Origin of the sequence: Mesorhizobium sp. M1142, assembly GCF_040318565.1 — a bacterium.
GTDB lineage: Bacteria > Pseudomonadota > Alphaproteobacteria > Rhizobiales > Rhizobiaceae > Mesorhizobium.
The window spans coordinates 15,378-39,946 of sequence record NZ_JAMYMK010000002.1; the positions used below are offsets into that span (position 1 = coordinate 15,378).

General features: G+C 63.2%; 22 protein-coding genes and 1 pseudogene. 4 read left to right on the plus strand and 19 right to left on the minus strand.

What is annotated here, in order from left to right; genetic code table 11:
- Positions 1-161 precede the first annotated feature (161 nt).
- The 9 genes and pseudogenes from NKH42_RS04055 to NKH42_RS04095 form a co-directional block, all read right to left on the minus strand.
- Positions 162-959: pseudogene (locus NKH42_RS04055) on the minus strand (class I SAM-dependent methyltransferase); the annotation flags it as partial.
- Positions 956-1,945, minus strand: a complete 990-nt coding sequence (locus tag NKH42_RS04060) for a GNAT family N-acetyltransferase (RefSeq protein WP_352973956.1) — start codon at positions 1,943-1,945, stop codon at positions 956-958. The pseudogene NKH42_RS04055 and the gene NKH42_RS04060, both read right to left, overlap by 4 nt.
- 7 nt (positions 1,946-1,952) lie before the next feature.
- Entirely contained in the window at positions 1,953-3,017 is a 1,065-nt protein-coding gene (locus NKH42_RS04065; RefSeq protein WP_352688578.1) for a glycosyltransferase family 4 protein, read from the minus strand.
- Between the two features lie 20 nt (positions 3,018-3,037).
- Positions 3,038-3,970 carry a glycoside hydrolase 5 family protein gene (locus NKH42_RS04070; protein ID WP_352505431.1) on the minus strand — a complete coding sequence of 311 codons (933 nt, stop codon included), beginning with the start codon at positions 3,968-3,970 and terminating at the stop codon, positions 3,038-3,040.
- Positions 3,963-4,724, minus strand: coding sequence for a TIGR04290 family methyltransferase (locus NKH42_RS04075; protein WP_352505430.1), 762 nt, complete (start codon positions 4,722-4,724; stop codon positions 3,963-3,965). Before NKH42_RS04075 ends, NKH42_RS04070 begins: the two co-directional genes overlap by 8 nt.
- Before the next feature lie 2 nt (positions 4,725-4,726).
- A complete protein-coding gene (locus tag NKH42_RS04080) occupies positions 4,727-5,527 on the minus strand; it encodes a nucleotidyltransferase family protein (protein ID WP_352505429.1) in 801 nt (266 codons plus the stop codon).
- Entirely contained in the window at positions 5,527-6,630 is a 1,104-nt protein-coding gene (locus NKH42_RS04085) for a CgeB family protein (protein WP_352688582.1), read from the minus strand. Before NKH42_RS04085 ends, NKH42_RS04080 begins: the two co-directional genes overlap by 1 nt.
- Positions 6,631-6,645: 15 nt before the next feature.
- Positions 6,646-7,242 carry a histidine phosphatase family protein gene (locus NKH42_RS04090; protein ID WP_352505426.1) on the minus strand — a complete coding sequence of 199 codons (597 nt, stop codon included), beginning with the start codon at positions 7,240-7,242 and terminating at the stop codon, positions 6,646-6,648.
- On the minus strand, positions 7,239-8,342 hold the full coding sequence (locus NKH42_RS04095; RefSeq protein ID WP_352505425.1) for an inositol-3-phosphate synthase: 1,104 nt from the start codon (positions 8,340-8,342) through the stop codon (positions 7,239-7,241). Before NKH42_RS04095 ends, NKH42_RS04090 begins: the two co-directional genes overlap by 4 nt.
- Before the next feature lie 160 nt (positions 8,343-8,502).
- Between NKH42_RS04095 and NKH42_RS04100 the strand changes: the two genes are divergently transcribed.
- On the plus strand, positions 8,503-10,335 hold the full coding sequence (locus NKH42_RS04100) for a hypothetical protein (protein ID WP_352505424.1): 1,833 nt from the start codon (positions 8,503-8,505) through the stop codon (positions 10,333-10,335).
- Positions 10,336-10,578: 243 nt separating this feature from the next.
- Here NKH42_RS04100 and NKH42_RS04105 read toward each other — a convergent pair whose 3' ends face one another.
- The 8 genes from NKH42_RS04105 to NKH42_RS04140 are packed head-to-tail and all read right to left on the minus strand — an operon-like array spanning position 10,579 to position 19,538.
- Positions 10,579-11,625 (minus strand): UDP-glucuronic acid decarboxylase family protein, encoded by a 1,047-nt coding sequence (locus NKH42_RS04105; protein WP_352505423.1) that lies wholly within the window; start codon positions 11,623-11,625, stop codon positions 10,579-10,581.
- Positions 11,626-11,648: 23 nt separating this feature from the next.
- Complete coding sequence (locus NKH42_RS04110; protein WP_352505422.1) at positions 11,649-12,758, minus strand: CgeB family protein; 1,110 nt, start codon at positions 12,756-12,758, stop codon at positions 11,649-11,651.
- Positions 12,755-13,849 (minus strand): CgeB family protein, encoded by a 1,095-nt coding sequence (locus tag NKH42_RS04115; RefSeq protein WP_352688586.1) that lies wholly within the window; start codon positions 13,847-13,849, stop codon positions 12,755-12,757. Before NKH42_RS04115 ends, NKH42_RS04110 begins: the two co-directional genes overlap by 4 nt.
- Complete coding sequence (locus tag NKH42_RS04120; protein WP_352505420.1) at positions 13,846-14,976, minus strand: CgeB family protein; 1,131 nt, start codon at positions 14,974-14,976, stop codon at positions 13,846-13,848. Before NKH42_RS04120 ends, NKH42_RS04115 begins: the two co-directional genes overlap by 4 nt.
- Positions 14,977-14,978: 2 nt before the next feature.
- Entirely contained in the window at positions 14,979-16,082 is a 1,104-nt protein-coding gene (locus NKH42_RS04125) for a glycosyltransferase family 4 protein (protein ID WP_352505419.1), read from the minus strand.
- The gene (locus NKH42_RS04130; RefSeq protein ID WP_352751134.1) at positions 16,067-17,359 is read right to left on the minus strand and encodes a TIGR04295 family B12-binding domain-containing radical SAM protein; all 1,293 of its coding nucleotides are present in this window, start codon (positions 17,357-17,359) and stop codon (positions 16,067-16,069) included. The genes NKH42_RS04125 and NKH42_RS04130 overlap by 16 nt, the downstream gene beginning before the upstream one ends.
- On the minus strand, positions 17,356-18,435 hold the full coding sequence (locus NKH42_RS04135) for an NAD-dependent epimerase/dehydratase family protein (protein ID WP_352701906.1): 1,080 nt from the start codon (positions 18,433-18,435) through the stop codon (positions 17,356-17,358). The genes NKH42_RS04130 and NKH42_RS04135 overlap by 4 nt, the downstream gene beginning before the upstream one ends.
- Positions 18,432-19,538 carry an NAD-dependent epimerase/dehydratase family protein gene (locus NKH42_RS04140; RefSeq protein ID WP_352701903.1) on the minus strand — a complete coding sequence of 369 codons (1,107 nt, stop codon included), beginning with the start codon at positions 19,536-19,538 and terminating at the stop codon, positions 18,432-18,434. Before NKH42_RS04140 ends, NKH42_RS04135 begins: the two co-directional genes overlap by 4 nt.
- A gap of 256 nt (positions 19,539-19,794) precedes the next feature.
- On the opposite strand from NKH42_RS04140, the gene NKH42_RS04145 reads away from it, so the two are divergent.
- On the plus strand, positions 19,795-20,067 hold the full coding sequence (locus NKH42_RS04145) for a hypothetical protein (RefSeq protein ID WP_352701901.1): 273 nt from the start codon (positions 19,795-19,797) through the stop codon (positions 20,065-20,067).
- Positions 20,068-20,096: 29 nt separating this feature from the next.
- Here the strand turns inward: NKH42_RS04145 and NKH42_RS04150 are convergent, their stop codons facing one another.
- Complete coding sequence (locus NKH42_RS04150) at positions 20,097-20,693, minus strand: response regulator (RefSeq protein WP_352701898.1); 597 nt, start codon at positions 20,691-20,693, stop codon at positions 20,097-20,099.
- A gap of 1 nt (position 20,694) precedes the next feature.
- Positions 20,695-20,892 carry a hypothetical protein gene (locus NKH42_RS04155; protein WP_352505413.1) on the minus strand — a complete coding sequence of 66 codons (198 nt, stop codon included), beginning with the start codon at positions 20,890-20,892 and terminating at the stop codon, positions 20,695-20,697.
- Positions 20,893-21,058: 166 nt separating this feature from the next.
- Here NKH42_RS04155 and NKH42_RS04160 point away from each other — a divergent pair, with 166 nt between their 5' ends.
- Positions 21,059-24,163, plus strand: a complete 3,105-nt coding sequence (locus NKH42_RS04160; RefSeq protein WP_352701896.1) for a CheR family methyltransferase — start codon at positions 21,059-21,061, stop codon at positions 24,161-24,163.
- On the plus strand, positions 24,160-24,519 hold the full coding sequence (locus tag NKH42_RS04165) for a response regulator (protein WP_352645259.1): 360 nt from the start codon (positions 24,160-24,162) through the stop codon (positions 24,517-24,519). Before NKH42_RS04160 ends, NKH42_RS04165 begins: the two co-directional genes overlap by 4 nt.
- Positions 24,520-24,569: the final 50 nt, after the last annotated feature.

Here is a 24,569-nt window from a genome sequence, read left to right on the forward strand (position 1 = left end):
TTTTCCCGTTCGGCATCCGAACCTGCGTTGGGCCGCAATGTTCCGCCGGAAATCGTAAGCAGGAAGGCATCGCCATCCCAGTGCCGGAACGGCTTTTCGCCGTCGACGACAACTTGCATGCCATTTGCGTTGGCGAAGTTATGAACGTCGGCGCGATCCAGCGCCGGCGATTCGCGATATGAATAATTCAAAAGCACGGCCATGCCTGGCCTCTTCAGCACGCGTGCGATTTCCACGAAATGTCGTTCCGCGAGGCCGGCCAGCACCAGATAGGGAAAGCTGTCGACGGCCAGCACGCGGTCGAAGCTGGCATCCTGAAAATCGGCAAGATCGAAACCGCGGGTAGGGCGGAATTCTACATTGCCGAGCCCGGCGCATCGCCGGCGGGCGATCGAGATCATCGCCGGGGATATATCGCTGCCGACGATCCGGTGCGACAGAGCGGAGAGCGCCTGTTCGAACCGACCGATGCCACAGCCGATATCCAGTATGTCGCGGCCGATTCCGGTAAAGCCTCGCCTCTCCAACCATGCAACGATTTCAGCCGTAGCGGCCGCGAGCTTTTCCTCATCGCCCAGCGACGACAGCTGGACGCTCGCCGCCGGCGAGATCGCCGCCGCCGCGTCAAACCCTGCCGCCAGCCGCTTGACAACCGCATCGTCGGTCTCGCCACCGCCACGCTCATGCCGAACGGCAGCACCTGTTTTGCGCAGCGTGGCGAAGATCTCGGGCCTGCGCTGAAGCAGGTCCGCAATCCGTCGTAGTTTTGCCGTCTTTCGCGGATCGGCCGAATGCGTGTTTTGTGCAATCTTCGCCAGTTCTGCGGGTTCGATTCCTGTCTCGAAACGGAGAGCCAGCCTGGCGATGACGGCTTCGACGCTGGCACCGTCTGCCATGCAGTCCTCCAGCACCCGCCTTGCTGATGTCGACCGCCGAGGTCCTGACTGGGTCGCGCTCATTGACCTTTGCTCCGCGTCCAGATCTTGCGCATCGTCCACCGGTCGACGGCGCCCCAGCTGTATTTGTAGGCCTCTTGTCCGCGCAGAAAATCGAACTCTCCCGCGCCTTCGCAGATCGCCTGCCTTATCGCCTGGCCGATGAGCAGCGCGCCGGGACTTTCATCGGCATAGGCCGGATCGAAGCCACCGAGATAAGCGTAAGCGCGGCCCCGATCATGGAACCCGTAATAGGCGCCCACGATCACGTCACCGATGGTGATGAGCCAGCATCGGGCAAGCACTTGTACGACCAGCTGCGGCAGCGCCTGACGGTGGAATGCTTCCACGCGGGAATCGGACAGAACGCCGTCGCCGTGTCCGGCCCAGCGTGCGCGGTGAAGGCGGATCAGGTGATCGAGGAATGTCTGCGGATCGGACAAAGCGGGTTCGATGGAGACCCTGCCGCGTCTCGACGCGGCCCTGTGGGCGCGGCGCAATTGGCGCCTCCGCCGCGCCGGAACACAGCCTTGAAGCGTCTGGTCGCCGGCGAGAGCGAGCACCGGGCAAGCAGCATGACTGACGGCTTGGCACGATTCGAGCGCGGCATGCCTGATGGCAAGGCCGGCGCCGCCGGGAGGCAGGTCCTGCAAGATCCACTGCGACCAGCCGAGGGAAAGAACCGTGTCGGCGATGGCGACGGCGACCGGTTCGGCGGTTTCGGGAATACAAAGGACGTCCAGATAGTCGCTCAACGAAATGCCGAGCGGAAGCAGCCGCGCGCCGGCGTCCTGGCGTTCCAGATAGAGTGGCGCCAGGCCGACCAGATCGTCGCCACTCCAAACGGCGACGGTCGCTACCTCGCCGGGAGCGAATGTCCGCCACCATGGCAGTAACCATGCGGGAGACTGGAACGGCGTCGCCGAGGGACTGCGCGACCAGAGTTCCCACCAGTGTGGCTCAAGGGCTTCGAGGCCGGCCGGATCGTCGATGATCTCACCGCGGAGCATGTCCCGCTCACTTCGCCGTCGCGAGCTGCCCGCTGTCTGTGCCGAGCCGTGCCAGCGCCCGATAGGCGTCCATGTAGGAGGAAACCATGCGGTCGAGTGAAAAGCGCCGCCGCGCCTCGGCCCGGCAGGTCTCGGGATCCAGGCCGGCCGCGGCAAGGATGGCTTGCGCCATCTCGTCGACATCCCCGACCAGATACCCGGTCTTGCCGTGCTCAACCACATCCGGCAGTGCGCCATTCGGGAAGGCCACCACGGGTGTGCCGCAGGCGAGCGCCTCCATGGCCACGAGCGAACTGGTTTCCGCGGCGAGGCTCGGGATGACCAGGCATCGGGCTGTGTTCAGCAGGTGCCGCTTGGCGACAAAGCCGACCGGACCAAGGAAGCGGCGCCGGTCGTCCAGCCGAGGTTCGACCTCGTCGCCAAAATACGCGGTGTGGGTTTCGTAAGGGTAGACTTTGCCGCCGATGACCAACGGCACACCGGCCTTCTTGGCTGCGTCCAGCGCCAGATGGATGCCCTTTTCCGGGCAGACGCGGCTGAGCACGAGGGCAAAGTCGCGCTTGGCCTGCCGCTCGCTGAGCGCGTCGATGTCCACTCCGTTCGGGATCGGTTCGATGAGCCTGGCTCCCGGCGGCGCGGTTCTTTGCTGAGCCGCTGATACCGCATGCAGCCACAGATCCTCCCGTGTCGGATTGAGAGCGTCGGCCGGATACCAGTCGAGCGGCAAGTGCAGGGTCACCAATGTCGGCCCGTCGCCCGGCAGATAGGCGTCGAAATCGATGCCGTGCAAATGAACCACGTCGATTGGCCAGCGAGCGCGTGCGGTAGCGATTGCAGCGCGATGAGCACGCTGCGCCCGGCGCTTCGCCGCTTCATCGAGCACGCCCGGTTCGGCCGGCGTCTCGATGAGAGTGCCCGCAGCGCTCGAGCCCTGGCAACCGATCACGATCGAGCGGTGTCCGGCCTGTACGAGCGCCTGGTCGAGCATCGACAGCACCTGCTCGGCACCACCGACCGCATCCGGCCCGACCGGGGCGAGGGGATAGGCGACGTTGAGGACGGTGAGCGTCATGGCGGGAGAGCCGAAGCTCCTCACGCCGCGGAGGCGCGTAGCCTGCCGACGGAGGGGGCAGCGATGCTGCCGGCATAGCGGCGCGTCATTGCCGCGCAGAACTCGGCGAATTCCTCCGGCACCAGCGGCGGACTGCTGTGGTGCGGCATCATTCCGCGATGCTCCGGCGTGAAGCAGAAAGTAACGGTAACGTCGAAGTCGGCCAACGCCTCCATCTGCCGGTCGAACCAGTCAAGCGCGTTCGGCCTGAAGCTGTCGGCCCAGGAAAGTCCGGTACGCAGATTGGTGACGCCGAGGCGTTTCATCCAGGCAACGGCGTCATCAAGCCGGTGATCTTCGAAATGGAACCACTGCACCAGTCCTAATGCCGGCGTGTGGTGCAGGAACTCCTCGAGCGCGGGCTTTGGCGTGCCGTCCTGGCGAAGCAGGCCCATGTAGAAATGGCGATAGTAAGACGAGCCTTCCGCCTCGCGATGGCGCGTCGTCGCTTCCCACTCGCGCGGCAGGTCGTAGAGGCTGTACCATTGGATGCGCGGTGCGTTGCCGATCAGCAATTCCGCGGTCCGGCGCAGGCCCCAGACCTGTACCTCCTCGGCGCCGAAGGTCGACACGCCGACCTCGCTGACCCATACCGGAAGATCGGTGACAGCCGAGATCTCGCCGACCTTCTGCGGCCATTCGTGGATCTGCCAGAGGTTCCAGTCGAGCGGAAAGCCGTGTACGGCGACCGCGTCGACGTGATCGAGCACGCCGAATTCCTTCATCCGGGTCATGAAGCCGGCATCGATCGGCGAGATGCCGCCCAGCACCTTGGTCAAGGCGGGATTCTCCGCCGCGATCGCGTCGGCGGCCAGGATTGCCGTAGCGGCGAAGCGGCTCCAGTCGGGGTCGAGCTCGGGATCCCAGTGGGATTTGTTGTTGGGCTCGTTCCAGATCATCGCGGCTTCAATCATTTATCTGTCCTTTCGACGGGTAGACGGCGCCGCCGCCGGCCGGCACGTCGGCGGTGCGGCAGAAATAGACCTCCTGTTCCGGTTGCAGCACGATCTTGAAGCCGGCGCTGCGAAGCATGGCTTCGGTGCAGGCGCGATTGGGAATCCACCAGTTGGTCGGGTCGTCGGCGTAACGATGCTCGATGAAATGCAGCTTTGGGAATTCCGGCCGGTCGAAAAGGTCGTGGGTCCAGAAATGATAGTTCTGCTCGAGCGCCGGCACGTTGGTGCTGCCGCGTTGCATCGACTGGAAGATCATCAGGTCGTCGGCGACGTGCTCCCGGATCAGATCGAGTGCGAGCAGAGGATGGCGCAAATGGTAGAGCACGCCCATGAACAGCACGATGTCGAACCGCTCATGCAGGGCGCCAACGTCGTAGACCGAGAGCTGCCGGAATTCGATGTCGCAGTCTGCGACCTCGGCGGCAAAGCGCGCCTGCGCCAGGTAAGCTTCATCGAAGTCGATGCCTAGCACGCGGCCGGCGCCGCGACGTTTCATCTCGATCGAGTAGAAACCCGCATTGCAGCCTATGTCGAGCACCGCCTTACCGGAAAGATCGGCGGGAATCGCGCCGGCGAATTTGCGCCATTTGATCAGCGGATAGTTGCCAAGGAAATGGTCGGGAGCGGTTTCGATGCCGGCCAGCTCCATATTGTGGAACCATGGGCCGAGCGCATTGATACGGCGGCGGATCTCGGCATCGGAATGCAGCATGGCTAGCCTCCTTCGCCTGCGAGGATAGGGACGTGCTGGTGGCCGGGCAGCGTAATGGCGGCTTGGTCGTCCTTGGTACCGGCGGCGCTTTCAAGCAGCCGCAATGCGGTGCGGTAGCCGTTGAAGGTGCCGACGTCGACATAGGCGGTGCCAGCCTTGATGCCATAGGCTTCGCCCCCGGCGGCGAGATAGGCGTTGACCAGTGTGCCGATGTATTCGTCGCACCGGTCCCGTTCCCGCCACAGCGCGGCGAGCTGATGAAGGGTGCGGCCGGGCATCTTGAACGCACCCCAGATCCAGTTCGATGCGGCATTCTGTTGCTTGACCTGGATTTGCTTCACCCGGCCGTCCGGGTCGACAACGACGGCATCGAAGAACTCCGGCTGGTCCACCGGAAACAGCAGGAAGGACAGGCCGTCGTCCGGGAGGGCCAGGAAGCCGTCTTCGGGAAACCAGATCGTGTCGGGCAACCCGACCAGAACGGTCTCGTCGGCTGCGACGAGCGGTGCGGCGCGGAAGATGGCGTCGCAAAGGCCGACCGGAGAGGGCTGCACCACAAACAGAGCGGCCGCGTCGGCATAGCCGGCAGAATAATATTCCAGGATATCCGACTTACCCGAGCCGATGACGAAGCAGATCTTGTCGGCCCCAGCGCGGACCATGCGGCGCACCAGGTATTCGCTGACCGCGCAAGGCCGCTCGGTGTTGCCGTCGATGCGGCTGCCGACCGGCAGAAGCTCCTTCGAAAAGCCGAGCGGCTGGATGCGGCTTCCCCGTCCGGCTGCGGGCACGATGCCCAACATCAAACTGCCTCCTTCAATGGCTCGCCATGCGTGGAGCCGTGCAGTGCATCGGACAGGATGCGGTCGAATTCCTTCGCGCGCCGCGCCGAGGTGTGTTCGTCCAGCACCCGCTCGCGCGCACGGCGGCGAATCGCGTCAAGCTCGGCGTCGGACAGGTCGAGCGCCGCGACCACGTCGTCGGTGCTGTTGGCCACGACGATCTCTTCACCGGGCCGGAAAAAGGCCTCCAGTCCGGGCCATGTGTCGCTCACCATCGCAGCCCCGCAAGCGGCGGCTTCGAACAGCCGGCCGGAAGGACACCAGCCCCGTTCGGCCATCGCCTCGCGGGTCACGTTCAGGGTCAGTCGTGAAGATGAAAAGAAGGCGGGGTGGTCGGCCGGCGGCAGATGCCGGACGAAGAAAATATTGTCGCTCCACGGGAATTCCTGCGGATATTGTGCGCCGCCAATAATGAAACGGCGATCCGGCAGGCGCGCAGCCGGGCTGACCAGCAACCTTTCGACCCCGGCCTGGCGGTCTGCCGCATAGGTTCCAAGATAGGACAGGTCACCGGCAAACTCCGGCCTGGGCGGGGCGGGCCGGTGTCGCTCTGGATCGACATGGCCGTAGAGCGGCATGACGCGGCGTGCACCCAGCGTCGACCTCAATGCGTCGATCGCGGTTCCTCCCGTGTAGCTCAGCACGAGATCGAAATCGCGAAGCCCTTCCGGCCCGAAATAGGCCGGAGGCTCGCCTTGTTCGATCCGCGCCAGCGTCACCGGCGTGTCCAGATCGTAGAAGACCTTCAGCCCGCGACAGGCCTGGTGAGCAAGGCGGGACGCGCTCACGGCATCGGGACAATAGGAGGTGACGATGACGACATCGGCCTCTTTCATCGCCTGCTCGGCAACGCGTTGGATGTCCTCCCAATCCGGGTAAAGGACAAGGTTGCCGCCATCCAACTGGTCGAGATCGCGTGTACCGGCATAATAGGGGGTGTTGCGTTCGAAGAAGGTGATGGACCAGCCCAGCCCGGCCATCGCCCGGATCAATCCGCGCCACAGCGTGGCGTGGCCGTTGCCCCACGACGATGTCACGGTAAGACCGAAAATGACCATGCGCATCCGGCAAATTCCTCGTCAGGCAGCTTCGTTGAGTCTGATCAGCTTCGACCCCCAGTCCCCCCAAACAACCGTGGTGATCGACGCTGGGTCGATATCGAAGCGAAAGCAGTTCCCCAGCGACAGGCCGAGCACTTTGCACACCGCGGCCTTGATGACGTCGGCATGGCTGACCAGTGCAACGCATTGGTTCTGGTAGGTGCCGCGGACCTGTTCGATCAGCAAGACGACGCGTTGCTGCACGTCTAGCATGGTCTCGCCGCTCGGCGTTCTCGCCTGCTGACGCTGGTCGTTCCACGCTCGCCAGTCGGCATCCTTGTTCAGCTCCTCGAAGGTCTTTCCCGACCAGGTGCCGAAGTCGATCTCATCGAGTTCCTCGCGGATCACGATTTCACCGGCATTACAGGCGAGCGCCATCGGAGTCGCAGTCTCCTGCGTGCGTTCGCGCGGGCTGCAGAAGATTGCCGCTACCGGCTCGCGTGCCATACGGTCAGCCAGATGCGAGGCCTGTGCCCTGCCGGCCTCGCCGAGGCAAACGCCGGCCATCCGCCCGGCAAGATAACAGCCGACATTGTCATGCGCGGCGTGGCGCACCAGAAAAAACGTCGTCGTCATTCCGCCGCATCGAGCATCGGCTCGTCCTTGCCAGCGATGAAAGAGAGTGTGCGCTGGCGGGCTTCCGCGTCGGTGAACTGCTCGGGCGGCGATTTCATGAAATAGCTGCATGGGCCGGTCAGCGCGCCCGCGATGCCGCGGTCGAGCGCCAGCTTGGCGCAACGCACCGCATCGATGACGACGCCGGCCGAATTGGGTGAATCCCACACTTCCAGCTTGAGCTCGGCATTCAGCGGCACGCCGCCGAAGGTCGTGCCTTCAACCCGGATATAGGCCCACTTGCGGTCGGTCAGCCACGGGACATGGTCGCTCGGCCCGACGTGAATGTTGCCGGGCTCCAGGGGAACGTCGATCTGGCTGGTGACGGATTGCGTCTTTGAGATCTTCTTTGATTCCAGCCGCTCGCGTTCCAGCATGTTGAGGAAGTCGGTGTTGCCGCCGAAATTGAGCTGGTAGGTGCGATCGATGCGCACGCCGCGCTCACGGAACAGGTTGGCGAGCAGCCGGTGGACGATCGTCGCACCGACCTGGCTCTTGATGTCGTCGCCGATCAGCGGCAGCCCGTGCTGCTCGAAGCGCCGGCGCCACTCCGGCCGCGAGGCGATGAAGACTGGTATGCAGTTGACGAAGGCGCAGCCCGCCTCGAGCGCGCACTCGGCATAAAAGCGTGTTGCCTCCTCCGAACCGACAGGCAGATAGGACACCAGGATCTCGGCGCCGCTTTCGGCGAGGATGTTGCCGACATTGGCGACCGGCTCGTCGGCCTCCTCGATCTCGTCGCGCAGATATTTGCCGATGCCGTCCAGCGTCGGTCCGCGTTCGACGCGAACGCCGGTAGGCGCAACATTGGCAAAGCGGAAAGTATTGTTGGGCGCGCTGTAGATCGCGTCTGCCACATCACGTCCGACCTTGCCCTTGGCGACGTCGAAAGCGCAGACCACCTCGATGTCCTTGACATGGTAGCCGCCAAGATCGGCATGCATCAGCCCGGGTATGGGCTCATTGCTCCTTGCGTCGCGGTAATAGGTGATGCCCTGAACAAGGGAGGAGGCGCAGTTGCCGACGCCGACTATTCCGATCCGAACTTTCTTCGATCCCACGAAACCGCTGCCTATGCTGTTGAAGGTAAGTTCTTCGTGCCAAACCGCCTGCCTCCCGGATTGTTCCTTGCCGGCTGTAAAAATCGTGCAACCGACGGTGGATCAAAGTAGCGCCCGCCGAGTTGTGCAGCCGGGGGGTGAGGCCAACCGGGACGAGACAATGATCGTCTATGGCGACCACAAGCAACCTGAGAGCGCGCGATATGTTCGCGCCTCGGCTCGAGACGCGGCCGGGCACATCGCGGACATGCCAAGCGGGATCGGACGGCACGCAGCGCTGGTCGGCCTGTTCATCAAGGTTTCGGAATTGGTCCAGGGCCTTGCCGATGCGGAATTCGCGGCCAAGGGCATGGACAGGAATTCCCCACAACGGATCGCTGGCGCAAATCTCCTGGTCGGCTTGGCCCGGGACGTGGGCAGATCGTGGAGAGCCGGATTCGCCGTCGACGGCCCGGTCGATGCCGAAGTGCCGCGAATGTTGGCCGAACTCGAATGCGATGGCGACATTCTGACCGGCGCGGCTGAGGGCTACGCTCACTACGCGCTTTATCCGGAGAGCTATTTCGTCGCCGCGCGGCAGTCGGGTCTCGATGCGAACACATGCGTAATCGGCATCCGCAGCATCGGCCTTGGGCTTGCAGCGATGGTGGCTGCAGCCATCGGCGCGCCAGCACCCGTCAGCGTCCGTCCGACCGGCCACCCGTTTCGCAGGCGGCTTGCCGCCGATCCGGAGCTGATCAGGGGCTGGATGGCGAAGCCGTCGGCCCGCTTTGCCATCGTCGATGAGGGCCCGGGTCTGTCCGGCAGCTCGTTCCATGCCGTCGTCGCATGGCTACAAGCGCTGGGCATCGATGCCAGGCGCATCCATCTGTTCCCAAGTCATTTGGGTGGCCCGGGCCCCGAGACGTCGGCGGACATCCGTGAGGCATGGACGGTGTGCCAAAAACACACCGCGGATTTCGAACGGACTTTCCCCGCTGGATCCGCTCTGCCGGCGCTGCGGGATTGGGTGGCTAGAATGATCGGCCGCACAGCGGTCAGCCTGATGGAAATATCCGCCGGAGAGTGGCGTCGCTTGCATTATGGCTCGCAGGATCAGTGGCCGCCCGTTCATCGCGGCCTCGAGCGGCGGAAGTTCCTCGCTTCCGCCGGCCGGGAAAAATGGTCGGTCAAATTCGTCGGCCTCGGTGAAATCGGAATGCACAAGGCCGAGACCGCCAGGAGGCTGCACGACGCAGGCTTTGGCCCGGAAGTCGCCGGGCTGTGCCATGGCTTTCTGGTCGAACGCTGGATCGACGGCACAACGCTGGACCGGGCAACGCTTTCGAAAGAAAAATTGGTCGCTCACCTGGCGCGCTATCTCGCCTGGCGCGCAGCCAATCTGCCCGCCTCGGAGCCAGGCGCCTCGCTGGAGGCGCTTGCCGACATGGCCGTGCGGAATACAAGTGAAGCGCTGGGCGAACGCCGCGCGGCGGAGCTGCAGACCTGGTTCTCGAAACAGGCTCCACCCAAGACCATGCAGCGGGTCGAGATCGACGGGCGGCTTCATCCGTGGGAGTTCATCCTTTCGCGCAGTGGAACGCTGGTCAAGACGGACGCCCTCGATCATTGCCGATCGCACGATCTGATCGGCTGCCAGGACATCGCCTGGGACATTGCCGGCGCCCGTGTCGAGTACAGCCTCTCCGACCCGGCGACTGGGGCGCTTTGCAAGGCTGTGGAAGTGAGAGCCTCACGTCCCGTCGATGCCAATCTGGTCCAATACTATGAGCCCTGCTATCTTGCGTTCCAGCTTGGCTTGTGGAGCATGGCTGCACGATCTGGCGATGATCGGGAACAGATCCGGCTGGCGGCCGCGGCAAGACGTTATACCTCGATGTTGCTTCGTTTCCTGGAGAACCAAGGGGAACTGCGGCCCTTCGACCAGGATCAGTCCAGCCGGCGAAGCATATCCGCTTCCTTTTCGAGGATGGCGACTACCTCCTCGCGCTGAAGATGCGTCATCATCAGGCTCACGCAACATTCCAGATAGGTGATGGAGGCGCGCCGCAGGAAGGCAGCCGTCTCCTTTGCGGCCATTTGCTCGATGTCTTTGGCGGATCGCTTCGGATGCACAATCGTCTCCATGCCGGTACCTTGGCAGAACCAGAAGCTGGACGGGTTGTTCCCGCGACGAGAAAAAGTGACGAAATCCGAAACGACCGCGCGATCGTGCAGCGGCCAGACGCTCCCCGCCTCAGGCGGGCAGGTTTTGCAGCCGGCCTGAGGCAGAACGCACGGTGGCGGCAATTCGACGTCTTCTGTCGATCATCTGCGCCGTCTCAAGCTCGGCAAAATAGCCGATCGTGCGCATCAAACCTTGCCTGAGCGGCACTTTTGGCGACCAACCGAGAAGCTTCTTTGCGCGGGAAATGTCGGGTTGCCGACGACGAGGATCGTCTTGCGGCAGCGGCAGGAATTTCAGGCCCGATTTGGTTGCGGTCATGCTTCTCACCAGGCTCGCCAGTTGCAGGATGGTGAACTCCCCCGGATTGCCCAGATTGACCGGCTGGCGTGGATTGGGATCGACCTCCATCAACCGGATCAAGCCGTCGACCAGATCGGAAACGTAGCAGAACGACCTGGTCTGCAGCCCGTCGCCGAATATGGTCAGCGGCCGTCTCTCGAGTGCCTGCATGATCAGATTGGAAACGATCCGTCCGTCCGCAGGGTCCATCCTGGGGCCGTAGGTGTTGAAGATGCGCGCGACACGGATATCGGCTTTTCCCATTCTCAGATAATCGAAGCATAAGGTTTCGGCGGTGCGCTTGCCTTCGTCATAGCAGGCGCGGGGGCCGATGCAGTTCACGTGGCCGACATAGTCTTCCTTCTGCGGATGCTGTTCGGGATCGCCATAAATTTCGCTGGTGGACGCCTGCAGGAAGCGGGCGCCATCACGGGCGGCGAGCTCCAGCAGATTGAGCGTCCCGATGACACAAGTCCGCGTCGTGTGGACCGGGTCGGCCTGGTAACGCGGCGGCGAGGCCGCGCATGCCATGTTGAAGATGCGATCCACCGGTTCGCCAAGCTCCAACGGCCGGCAAATGTCTTGCTTGATCAGCCGAAAATCCGGACGATCGGCGATCGATGCTATGTTCTCCATGCGGCCGGTAAGGAAATTGTCGACGCAGATCACGCGCCAGCCGGCCTGGAGCATTGTCTCGCAAAGATGCGAACCGAGGAAGCCGGCGCCGCCGGCGACAAGCACGGTCTTGGTCCGTTGCGCCTTTCTTGATAGCTGCATCTCTATCTTCTCCCGTCTGCGGGTCATGCTGCGCTCTCGACGTCCAGATCGAGAACAGAACGTGGCGATTTGGCTTGCGCCAGCAGCGCAACGAATTCGCGGGCTCTTGCGATGCTTGTGTGAGCTGCCAGGATGAGCACGCGCGCCTGCTTGGCCATGGCAAGCCGGGCGCCGTCGGATTCTCCAGACAGGATACCGATTACGTCCTCGGTTCTGCGCGCCGTGTGGATCGTCCGCCCTGGAAACAAGCTGTCCAGTCCGGCCCAGCAATCGCTGATGATCGCCGTGCCGCAGGCGGCTGCCTCGAAGAGTCGCACGCTGGGCGACCATCCGGCCGCGATCATGGAACTGCGCGTGACGTTCAACGTGTAGCGTTGGCGGCTGTAAAAGGCGGCATGGTCTGCCGGCGGCAGGTGTTCGATGCGATCGACATTGTCCGGCCAGGCGATTTCGCGCGGATATTGCGAGCCGGCAACGACGAAGCGACGCTCAGGCATGCGACGCGCCGGTTCGAACAGCAGGGCCTCCAGCGTCGCCTGGCGGTCGGGGCTGTACGTGCCGAGATAGCCGAGATCCCAGCGGATTGGGTCACCGGTTCCGTGATGCCGTTCCGGGTCGACCGAACAGTAGAGCGGCTCGGCCCGCCTCGCGCCGAACTCCGCCGTCAGACGGACAAGCGTCGGCCCGCCGGTGAAGGAGAAGTAGACATCGAAATACGGGACCTGCCGTCTGGCAATATACTCGCAATCATCGGTTGAAAGCTTTGCCAGCGTGACCGGCGTGTCGATGTCGTAGAAGCAGAACTGACCTGTGCACAGCGATGCCACGACGTCGATGATTTCAGGACCTTCGGGGACGAATGAGCCGACGACCACGATATCGGCATCGCGCAGGCAGCGCGCAAAATTGCGGCGAAGATCATCGGTCGTTTCATAGTAGCGCAAGGCGCAGAAATCGGGGTCGCGCAGATCCCGGTGACTTGCGTACCACGGCACGTCGCGTTCGAGAAAGGTGACGCGGTGACCGAGTTCGTGGAGACCTTTAAGCAGCCCCCGAAAGGTGGTGGCGTGGCCGTTTCCCCAGGACGAGGAGAGCGACAGCCCAAGAAAGACGATGTCGAGCGGCTTCGTCATTCGGCCGCCTCCACGGTCGGACGCTCGAAATGGCGCCTGAAAATGGCGTCGGCCAAAACGGCCCGTGTCGTATAGGTATGTTCGCCAAGTACCCGCCGAAGCGCGGATGCCCCGATCGCCTTGGCCCGTTCGGCGCTAAGGCTTTGCATGATCTCGGCGACATCCTCGCCATCGCGCGCGACCAGGATTTCCTCGCCGGGTTTCAGGAACAGGTCCACACCGAGCCAGGCGTCGGTGATGAGGCATGCGCCGGCGCCGGCTGCCTCGAACACGCGCGTCGCCGGTGAGAAGCCATTGGCCGCCATGCTGTCGCGGCTGATGTTGAGCACCGCCTTGGCCGTGACGTTCAGTGCATTGTGGTCACGCGTGCCGACATGGCCGAGCCATCGGACATTGGCGGGCATCTGCTTGTCGCCCCAGCCAGATCCGCCGAGCAGGAAGCGCTGATCGGCCGAGCGGCCGGCCGGGTCGAGGAAGAAGGCCTCGACGCGCGCCTCGCGGTCCGGCAGCCGGTTGCCGAGGAAGGCGAGATCGCAGGCAAAACGCATATCCTTGCCGACCGGATGATGCGTTTCCGGATCGAGCGCATTGTAGATCGGCACGCATTCGGCCGCCCCCATGGCCCGATAGGCCCAGACCACCGGGTCGCCGCCGCCATAGGTCAGCACGAGGTCGATTTCCTGCAACGCGCGATGCAGCGGATGGTCGGGTTCATCGCGCAACTGGCCGAGCGTCGCCGGCGCATCGACATCCCAGAATACGGTCAGCGCATCGGCACGGGCGTGATCGAGCACCGCCCGCAACAGCGCGTCGTCGGCGAAACCGACGCCACTCGCCTTGACGACGATATCCGCCTCCGCCGCCCGCGCGGCCACCTGCATCATGGCATGCGGGGTGGCCTCGTAGACGACCACGGCACACCAGTCCGGCGCCTCCATGTCGCGGTTTTTCTGGCGATCGTAGACGTCCGGCTCGTAGAAGGTGATGTCATAGCCGAGCCTTGCCAGGGCCTTGAGCAATCCGCGGTAATAGGTTGCCGCGCCGTTCCAATAGGACGACAGCAGGCTCGATCCGTAGAATGCGATCTTCATTCGGCGGCCTCCTTTGCAAGGATCGTGTCGGCGGCTCGGCGGTGCCCGCATTCGGCGAGCACGCCGAACAATTCATCCGCCCGGTGCCGGCATGTGTGCCGCAGGCGGATGGTCTCGAGGCCCGACGTCGCCAGAGAAGCGGCGAGATCCGCATCGTGCAGCACGGCGCGAAGATGACGCCGCATCTCGAAGCCATCATTTGCAAACAGGAAATCGGTGCCGGGCCTGAACAAGCGTTCGACATCGGACCAAGGCGCCGAAACGAGCGGAATGCCGCAGGCGAGCGCCTCGAACATGCGGATGGTCGGGATGCCGGGCAGGCTTTCGCGGTATGGACGCCGCGGGATGTGAACCGTGATGCGGCTCGCCGCGAATGCCTTCGGCACGTCGGCATTGGCGATCCAGCCTTCGTAGCGCAGGCCGGCGGCCGCAAGGTCGGCGAGCGCCTCCCGCGGATAGCGAACGCCGTGGACGGTTCCGCTCAGGCCGAGCTCACGTACCGGGCCGACCAGGAACTCCCTGATTTCAGCGCTGCGCTCGTCGTCGCCCCAATTGCCGATCCAGATAAGGTCGGAACTACGCTCGATTTCAGGATGCGGCTGGAACAGGTGGTCATCGGCAGCCTCGTGCCAGGTGAAGACCCGCTTGCCCCATCCGGCGCGGAGATAGCTTTCCCGCAGCGCCTCGCCGAAGGCGAGCACGCCGTCATAATGTTCAAGCCGCAAGGAGGAGATCGCTTGCGTGGCCGATATGGCGCGATGGTGCGTGTCGTGGAACAGCAGCGTGAAACGCCCGCCATTCGCTTTCGCCCTGCCCAGCCGCGCGACAAGATCCGGCTCGGTCCACTCATGCACGATCACCACATCGGCATCGGAGATCCAGGCTTCGTGGTCGAAGGCGGCGTCATAGGTGACCGGCATCAACTCGGGAAAGTCCTTCCGGAATCGTTCGATCGCGAAGGATCCTTTCTCGGCCAGCAGGTTCGACCGGCTCCAGCCGTCGGCGGGCTCCAGCGCGATAGCCTGGTGCCCGCGCACGACCAGCTCACGCATGATGCCGCGCAGGAAATGTGCGTTGCCGTGGTTCCAGTCGGAAACGATCGAATGGGTGTAGAACAAAAACCGCATAATCAACTATCCGCCATGGTGGCCAGGGCCGCCTTGTCGTAGACGCCGCGCATGGCGGTCGCCTGTCTTGCCAATGAAAATCTGCGGCTTCGGCGGGCCGCTGCCTCACCGAGTTCTCGCCGGCGCTGCGCGTCGCTGCAAAGGCTGCTGATGCATCTGGCGAGATCGCCCGGATCGCGCGCGTCGTAAAACATGGCCGCGCCGTCCCACAGTTCGCGATAGGTCGAAATATCGGCGAGCACCAAAGGCGTCTTCGACATCGCGGCTTCCAGCGTGGCCAGGCCGAACGGTTCGTAGAGCGACGGCGATACGAAAATGCCGGCCCGCGCCATCAGCAAGCGCACTTCCTCATGCGGTACCGGCCCGACGGGAACGGCGTGGCTGAAGCCAACATGCTGGCCGTCCGGGCCTTGCAGCGAGCCGGCGACGAAGATCGGCCATTGCGTCAGGGAGGCGGCCCGGTCCAGCATCGCCGCATTCTTTCCTTCGTCCCACCAGCGCGCGGCGGCGAAAACGACCGATTCCCGCCTTTCGCTCTTCGGCCCGGGCTGTGCACCGTTGCCGACGACGCTTAGGCGGGCGATCGGCCCGTAGCAGGTTTCAAGCATGTCGGCATGGCTGCGGCTGGGTGCAACGACCATGCCTGCTTTGTCGAAACCGCGCCGGTTGCGGTCCTTCTGCCAGGCCCATTCGCCGTCCGCCGCCTGTCCTTTGACGGCGTGGAACCATGTCACCACGCAGGAATGCGACACCGCCACGACGGGGCAGGGCACGTCGAGCCCCGCGGCCTGCGTCGGCGCGTTGAGATGGACGATTTCGACGGCGTAGTCACGTATGAGCGGGTGCAACTCCTGCTGCAGTGTGTCGAGGTCGTGCTCGTTGCGGGTCATCCAGTCCGGCGGCGTGTTGAGCCATGTCAGCGCCGCAAACGACTGGGCCTCCTCGGCCTGCTGCCTGGACGGTTCCGGACCAAGCCCGGCAAGCACGACGCTGTCGCCGCCGGCGACCAGTTGCCTGGCCAGATCGAGCGCATAGCGCCAGACGCCGCCAACCGCATCGACAGTCATCAAGATACGCCGCGGCCGCGGGCTCAGTGTCCGCAACATGTGGCCTCCAATTCGGCCAGCGGACGCGGCCGCTTCTCCTGGATGTCGCTGAACGTTCGGAAGGATGCGAGGTAATGTTCATGCGCGCGCTCCCAGGCGAGGTCGTCCGGCTCGCCCCAAAGTTCGCGGTAGCTGGGCGAACTCGGATAGGGATAAAGCGGCACCGGTTCGTTGGCCCAAACACCGTTGTCGATCAGGTGCTTTCGCCAATAGTCGACCAGCGCGGGATCGTCTTCGACCACGCCGATGAGATTGGCCTGAACGAACGGCACATGGCGCCTGGCGTCGACCAGCAACGCAGCCAGTTCCTCGGTGCCCAGCCTGCAGCGTTTTGCCAGCATGGCGCGGCCTTCCACCGTCAGGCTTTCGAGCCCCGCCTCGATCGAGACGCAGCCGGCGGCGCCGAGCAGTTTCAGCAGTTCAGGTTTCCAGAGGTCGATGCGCGTCTGCACGCCGAACTTCACATCGCGATCGACCAGCGCTTCCAGCAATGCCTTTTGCGGCAGGAATATCTCGTCGATGAAGTAGATGTAGCCGACGCCCTGTGCGATCAGCCGGTCGATCTCGGCGATCACCGCTTCGTGGTTCCGGCGGCGATAGGCGTCGCGGAAATCGATCTTGGCGCAGAAGCTGCAATTATACGGGCAGCCGCGCGACGCCTCGACCTCGGCGCCAAAGCCGACCTGGTTGTCGTCGAAGCGGTGATGGTGGTGCGAATGGGCGGCAATCCAGTCCGATGGCCATTCGAGCGCCGGGTGATCGATGAACGAGCTCGCATGCACGCCGCCGTTCGAAACCAGTTCTCCATCCTCAAAATGGGCGGTGGACGGCACAGCATTCCAGTCGTCGCGCCGGGCGAGTTCCGCGACCACTTCCTCGCATTCGCCGCGCACGACAATGTCGACGCCAAGCTTGCGCAAAGTCGGCGCCGGCGTCGCCGAGCCATGCGGCCCGACGGCGACGGTGCGGCCGCCGCACCCGGCAAGATGGTTGAGGAACTCAGCCGGCACGCGCAACTCGGGCGGTGCGCAGCGCCAGAACAGGTAGGTCGGCGCGGTGCTGACGACGGTCATATCAGGCTCGAAAGCGGCGACGCGATCGGCAAGCGCGGCGTTGCCGAGCTTCTGGATCTGCCCGTCCAGCATCAGCACCTCGTGGCCGGCGGCTTCGAGCAAGGCTTTCGAATAGCCGAGTTCGAGCGGCAGATGCGGCTGGCGGCAGCCGAAATAGATGCTGTCCTGGTAGGTCCAGGACGGATTGACCAGAGCGACCTTCATGCCACGTACCTCGCCGGTTCGGGATGCGGGTCGGCGCGATGACGCTGCAGCCAGTCGGCGAGGTCGCGGATGCCGTTTCGCCACGAGACATGCGCTTTCCATCCCAGCGCCGCCTCGATCGCGCGTGTGTCGGCGACGAAGAACGGTTGGTCGCCGGTGCGTTCGCGGTCGTAACGGATCGAAACGTCCCGTTTCGTTATGTCGCAAATCTCCTTCAGCAGCATGCGCAGGCTGACGGCGTTTTCCGGTCCGCCGCCGAGATTGAATGCCTGGCCCTTGATTTCCTCGATCCGGTCGAGCACCGCGCGGTAGGCCGCGACCGCATCGGCAACATGCAGGATGTCGCGCACCTGCTTGCCGTCGCCATAGATGGTGATCGGCCGGTCGGAGAACGCGCTAAGCAGGAAATGGGCGACCCAGCCCTGATCCTCCGTCCCGAACTGGCGCGGTCCATAGATGCAGCTCATGCGCAGCACCGCCGTCGGCAGATCGTATGACTTGGCGTAGTCGAGGACATACTGGTCCGCCGCGCCCTTGGAGCAGCCATAGGGCGTGCAGAAATCAAGGCCGCGCGTCTCGTCAATGCCGTGCGCCTGGATGCTGGCGTCGCAAGGTGCGTATTTGCCGTCGTCTTCGCGCATCGCAATGTCAGCGAGCCGCCCATAGACCTTGTTGGTGCTGGCGAAAACGACGGGGATGCGTTTGCCGCTGCGGCGAGCGGCTTCCAGGACGTTGAACGTTCCGCGCAGGTTGATGTCGAAATCCTCGTCCGGCCGAGCCAGGCTCGTGGTGACGGCGGTCTGCGCGGCAAAGTGGAAAACCGCCTTCGAACCAGCCACCAGCGGCATCAGCGCCTCGGCCTCGCGGATATCGACGATTTCAATGGTGAGACGGCTGCCGTGCTTTTGCGTCAGCCATTCGAGGTTCTGCTCAACGCCGGGACGGCTCAGATTATCGATGACCAGCACCGGTTCGCCATCCGACAACAGGCTGTCGGCGAGGTTGGAGCCGATGAAGCCGCTGCCGCCGATAACGGCGACGGGCGCTTCGCGAAAATCGGGTGAATCCGGTCTCATGATACCAGCCCTCGCGCTTCGAGTTCCCGCTTCATCTCGGCGCTGCGATCGATGGCGACGGTGTTGCGCACCCATGCGACGAAATCGCCGAGCGAATGCTCCAGCCGGTATTGCGGCTGGAAGCCGAGCAGTTCGCGCGCCTTCGATATGTCGGCAAAGCAATTGCGGATATCGCCGGAGCGTGCCTTGCCGAGGATTTCCGGCTGGCGGCCAGGCACGCCCATTGCTTCGGCGAGCAGCCGGGCGACGTCGCTGACTGCGTAGGCCCGCCCGCTGCCGATGTTGATGACGTGGCTGCGTGCCTGGGGCTGCTCCAGCGCCAGCCGGAAGGCGCGGGCAACGTCGCGCACGTGCACGAAATCGCGCTGCTGTTCGCCGTCCTCGAAAATCAGCGGCCGCTGGCCATTGGCGATGCGCGAGGCGAAGTTCGCCAACACGCCGGTATACGGGTTGGAGAGTGCCTGTCCGGCACCGAAGACATTGAACAGGCGCAGCGCCACCGCATCGACGCCATAGGCTTCGCCGAAGATCAGCACGGCTCGTTCCTGGGCATATTTCGTCAGCGCGTAGATCGAGGCGAGGTCGACCGGTTTCTGCTCGTCGGTCGGCAGCGGCAACAGGACTTCTCCTTCCGGCGAGAGGGGATTCCATTGGCCGCTGCGGATGTCGTCCGGCTGCCGTCTTGCATTGTCGATGCGCCGGCCGTCCGGCGTGGCATAGAGACCCTCGCCATAGACGCTCATCGACGACGCAACGACGATCCGTTCGATCGGCCGTTTGATCAGTGCCTCCAGCAACGTGGCGGTGCCGAGGTCGTTGGCGCCGACATAGCGGGCGATCTCGTACATCGACTGGCCGACGCCCACTTCAGCCGCCAGGTGAATGATCGCGTCGACATCGTCGACCGCCTCTGCGATGGCGTCGCGATCACGAACGTCGCCTTTGATCAGCTTGGCGCCTGGCGGCAGGCTGATTGCCTCGCCGCCATGCACCTGGTCCAGCAGCGCATCGAGAATTGAAACCCCATAGCCATGTTCAACGAGTTCCTGGGCGACGTGGCGGCCGATAAAACCGCAGCCTCCCGTGACCAGTATACGTTTCACGACAACTCCTCATACGAATGGCTTTGCCGCCCCAAACTTCCGGGCGAAAGGTTTGTTCCCTTGCTTCAACAAAGTTCCCGAGCGCTGCGCTCCGGAAGCGACCGCCTTGGGCTGGGCACGGGAACATCGAAGCGCGCTTGGTGTTAGGAGCCATAATCGACCAACCGCGCGCATATGCTCGGCAGAAATGCATCTGCTGGTTGTACGAGGCAGACCGGGATCTCGCGGTGTGCGGTGGAATCGAAGGGAGATTGGAATGTCTGAATCGAAGACGACCACCGATCATGATGAAATCCGCCGTTGGGCCGAGAATCGCGATGGCCGGCCGGCGGTGGTGCGCACCAAGGGCGAGGGCGGCATACTGCGCATCGACTTCGGCGAGCCTGAAGAGACGTTCGAGCCTGTCGAATGGGACGAGTTCTTCAGGATATTCGATGAGAAGGAACTGGCCTTCCTCTACCAGGAAGAGACCAGCGGCGGCAAAACCAGCCGCTTCAACAAATTCGTCGAACGCAACCGGAAAGGCTGACCTCGTCTGATTGCCGGCAGCTGCCGCGGTCAGTGCAGCAGGTTCGCTCCACGTGCCCTGACGATGTTTCGCATGATGCCGTTGAGCCAGTCCTCGGTGGAGGAGCCGGATCGCCTGCTGTCGATCTCGCCGATCGCCTGCTCGAGCGTCCGCTCGACCAGCCGGTCGGAGGCCTCGACATCTCCCAGCAGCAGGCGCGCCGCGAGCCTGAGCTTAGGCAGCAGCGAAAATACGTCGTCCGAGGGCTCCGACGCTCGACCTCCTGTCGATGCCGACGTCTCGGCTGGAAAGAGAGCGTCGAAAACAGCCTGGGCGTCCGAGGATTTTCGGAGGCTGCTGGCATACCGAAGCCGCTCGGGAATAACGATGTCTTCATCGCCGCTGAAAAACACGAACGGCACGCCACGGCGCATCAGTTCGTCGGCGATGGGAAATACCCGTCGTCCGTTGAGATTGATGTCCAGGATCGCGGCTTCGGCCTCGTCCGTATGTTTCGATGCCTGTTCCACCGTCGCTACCGGGCCAAGCACCACGGCGCCCATCTTGCTGAAATAACGTGCAAGATCCCCCGCCAGCATCCATTCGTCCTCGACGATCAGGATATGCAGGCCTTGCAGGTCGCGCACCTCATTGTTCCTTCTTTCTGCGGGATCTACGCTTGTCGGCGCGGACTTCTGCAAAGTGGCGCTCCAATACCTCTTGCAACCGCTCCGCGAGCGCGAGCAGGCGAGCCGGAATGTTTTCAGATACCGGGAACTTGGTCAGATCCGGCGAGGGCAACAGAATTCGCTTGGCCGGCTTTATTTCAGGTGATCGTTTTGCCATTGGAACCGCCTCCAAAGTCAAATGTTAATGCCCATCGGCGGTACTTTGTTCCGTTGGTGGACTATTTACTGGCCTCAGGCTCGGCCCGGTCTTAATCTGAGGCGCGATTTGGGTCTAAGGCCCGATTTGACGGCTTTGTGTTTGCGGCTGTTACCAGGGGCTTGGCGTGGCATCTCAGAATGGAAGATTTCCCATAGTCGGGGTCGGCGCATCGGCCGGCGGCATTCCCGCGATGGAGGGCCTGTTCAAAGGGCTGACCGGCGACACCGGCATGGCGTTCGTCGTCGTCACGCATCTCAGCCCGGAGCGGGAAAGCCTGCTGCACGAGGTCATCCGACGTTACACCGAAATGCCGGTCTTGGTGGCCGAGGAGGGGGCAGCGGTCCAACCCGACCAGGTCTATGTGATGCCGCAAAACGTCGTCCTCACCATCCGTAAGGGCGCGCTTTCGCTGCGCCGGCCGAACACGCTCAACCGCGAGCGCAAGCCGATCGATATCTTCTTCAGCGCATTGGCCGAGGACCAGGGCGAGTATGCCGTCGGCATTATTTTGTCGGGTGGCGATTCGGACGGCACGCTTGGCGCCAGGGCCATCAAGGAGCATGGCGGGCTGACCATTGCCCAGGCCTCCAACGGTTCCGGCCCCCGCAATCCAGATATGCCGCAGAGCGCGATTTCGAGCGGCCTGATCGACATAGCGGCGCCCGCCGAGCAGATCGGTGCAAAGCTTCAGGCGTTTGTCCGCGGTTTCGACGTGCTGAACGGCCTGACCGAAGCGGACGACGAACGCAAGGCCGAGATAGATCGAGCCCGCGATGAAATCTACGCCATTCTGCGCAGCCATTCCGGTCACGACTTTTCCGGCTACAAGGCCAAGACGTTCCTGCGTCGCGTAAAGCGGCGCATGCAGATAACGCAGCTACAGTCGATCAGCACCTACATAGAACGGCTTAAGAGGGATCCCGACGAGGTGGCGAAGCTGTTTCGCGACCTGCTCATCAATGTCACCAGCTTTTTTCGGGACGCCGAAGCGTTCAAATTGCTGGAGGACAAGATCATACCGCAGATTTTCGAGGGCAGGAACGCGTCCGATGCGGTGCGTGTCTGGGTGCCCGGCTGCGCCACCGGCGAGGAGGTGTTCTCGATCGGCATGCTGATGCGCGAGCGCATGGAGAAACTTCCCGCGCCGCCACGCGTCCAGATATTCGCGACCGACATCGACGAGCCGGCGCTTGCGGTGGCGCGTGCGGCGCGTTATCCCGAAGCGCTGCTGCACGGGCTATCGCCACAGCGCAGGCAACGCTTTTTCCACAGCGACGGCGAGAGCTATGTGCTGGCCAAAGAGGTGCGCGAACTCTGCATTTTTTCCCCGCACAGCGTCATCCGCGATCCTCCGTTCTCGCGTATGGATATGATTTCGTGCCGCAACCTGTTGATCTATTTCGGCCCGCAGATCCAGAACCGGGTCGTCCCGATCTTCCACTATGCGCTGAGGCCGGGCGGTTATCTGTTCCTCGGCACCTCGGAAAGCGTCGGTCAGCACGGCGACCTGTTCGCCACGGTCGATAAAAAGCAGCGGATATTCCAGGCGCGGGAACATGCCACGCCGCGACCGCCGGTCCTGATCGGCAATGGCTTCACAGCTGCCCTGCCGGCGGGACGCCGTGGCTCAAAAAACGATGGCGCGAGCCATTCGCTGCGCCAGGCAATCGAGGCTCAGGTGCTGGAGCGGTTCGCCCCGCCTCACGTGCTGGTCAATGGCGATGGCGACGTCGTCTACTATTCGGGGCGGACGGGTAAATATCTGGAAGCGCCGCAAGGTGCCCCGAGCCGGCAGTTGCTGACCTTGGCCCGCCGCGGGCTGAGACTTGAGATGCGCGCCGCGTTGCGGGAAGCAGCAACGACGCGCCGCACGGTCGTGCGGGAGAACATAGCGGTCGAAGAAGACGACGGACAGCTTCAGTTCATTACACTGACAGTCGAGCCGTACACGGAACGCAGCAATGGCGAGCCCCTCTACCTCGTCCTGTTCAATCCGGTGGGGCAGGCCCAGATACGCTCCGATCCGGCCCGCGAAAGCCGCGGCACAGACGACGCGGCCGATCTCGAACGGGAGTTGCGCGACACGCGCGAGCGGCTGCAGTCGACCATCGAGGAGTACGAAACCGCGCTGGAGGAAGTAAAATCTTCGAACGAGGAACTCGTCTCCGTCAATGAAGAGGCACAGTCGACGAATGAGGAGCTTGAGGCCTCGAAGGAGGAAATGCAGTCGCTCAACGAAGAGCTCAACACCATCAATGCGGAACTGACCGGCAAGATAGAGGAACTCGATCGCGCCAACAGCGATCTCAGAAACTTGTTCGAAAGCACGGAAATCGCCACCATCTTCCTCGACCGCAACCTTGTGGTGCGAACCTTTACTCCTGCCGCGTCGTCGTTCTTCAACTTGCGTCCGTCAGATGTCGGCCGACCGCTGACCGATCTTTCGAGCCAACTCGACTACCCCGAGTTGAAGCGGCACATCCAGGCGGTGTTCGAGACGGGAGAGACCCTGAACCATCACCTTGCGCGCGACGACAAGGGCCGGTTCTACCTGGTCCGCATCAACCCTTACCGGGACAAAGGCGGCAGCATCCAAGGCGTGGTCGTGACACTGATCGACGTGACGACACTGGCGCAGGCGGAAGAGCGTCAGCAGGTGCTCATCTCGGAGCTGAACCATCGCGTCAAGAACATGCTGGCGGTTGTCGCCAGCATCACCAACCGGACGCGGGAATACTCGGCGTCAAAAGACGAGTTCGCTGAAGCTTTGATCGGCCGTCTGCATGCAATGTCACGAGCCTACAGTCTGCTCTCGCGCGAAAGCTGGACGGAAGCCTCCGTCGAGGAACTGCTGCGCCAGGAGCTTGGTCCCTTCGGGGCCGAACGGTTCGAGCTCGATGGCAAGCGGGTAAGCCTCAAGCCTGTACAGGGGCTTTCGTTCGGCATGGCAATCCATGAACTGGCGACCAATGCCGCTAAATATGGCGCACTGTCCAAGCCTGCCGGGCGGATAATTGTGAAATGGTCGGTGGTGGATGGAACCTTCAAGCTCGTCTGGCGCGAGAAGGGCGGCCCCCGCATCAAGGAGCCAACCGACAGCGGCTTCGGCCTTACCCTTCTGCGCGGAGAAATCGGCTACAGGCTGGGCGGAAAAATTGAAACAACTTTCCGCTCAAATGGTTTGGAGGCGGAAATTGCATTCCCTCTGACCCGCGAGGGCTCGTCGTGACCGGAAAGGTGCGTGTGCTGATCGTCGAGGATGAATGGCTGATCGCCGACGACGCGGCGGCTTACCTGCGCAAAGCCGGCCATCAGGTGGTTGGACCGGTTTCGTCGGTAACGGCAGCACTTCGGCTCGTTGGCGAAGGCGGCATCGACGCGGCGTTGTTGGATATCCAGCTGAACGACGAAACCAGCTATCCGATCGCGGAAGCGTTGCAAACGCGCGGTGTTCCGTTCGCCTTCCTCTCCGGGTACGGCGAACGCGAAATTCCAGCCGGGTTCCGCGCTTGCAGGATCGTGCAGAAGCCGGCGAGCCAAAGTGCGATTTTGAATGCCGTAGATGAACTCGCGCGCGCCGGCTGAATTCCTGTCGTTCCAGCGGGCCCGCCTTTTCAATCCAGCGGCTTGTCGGT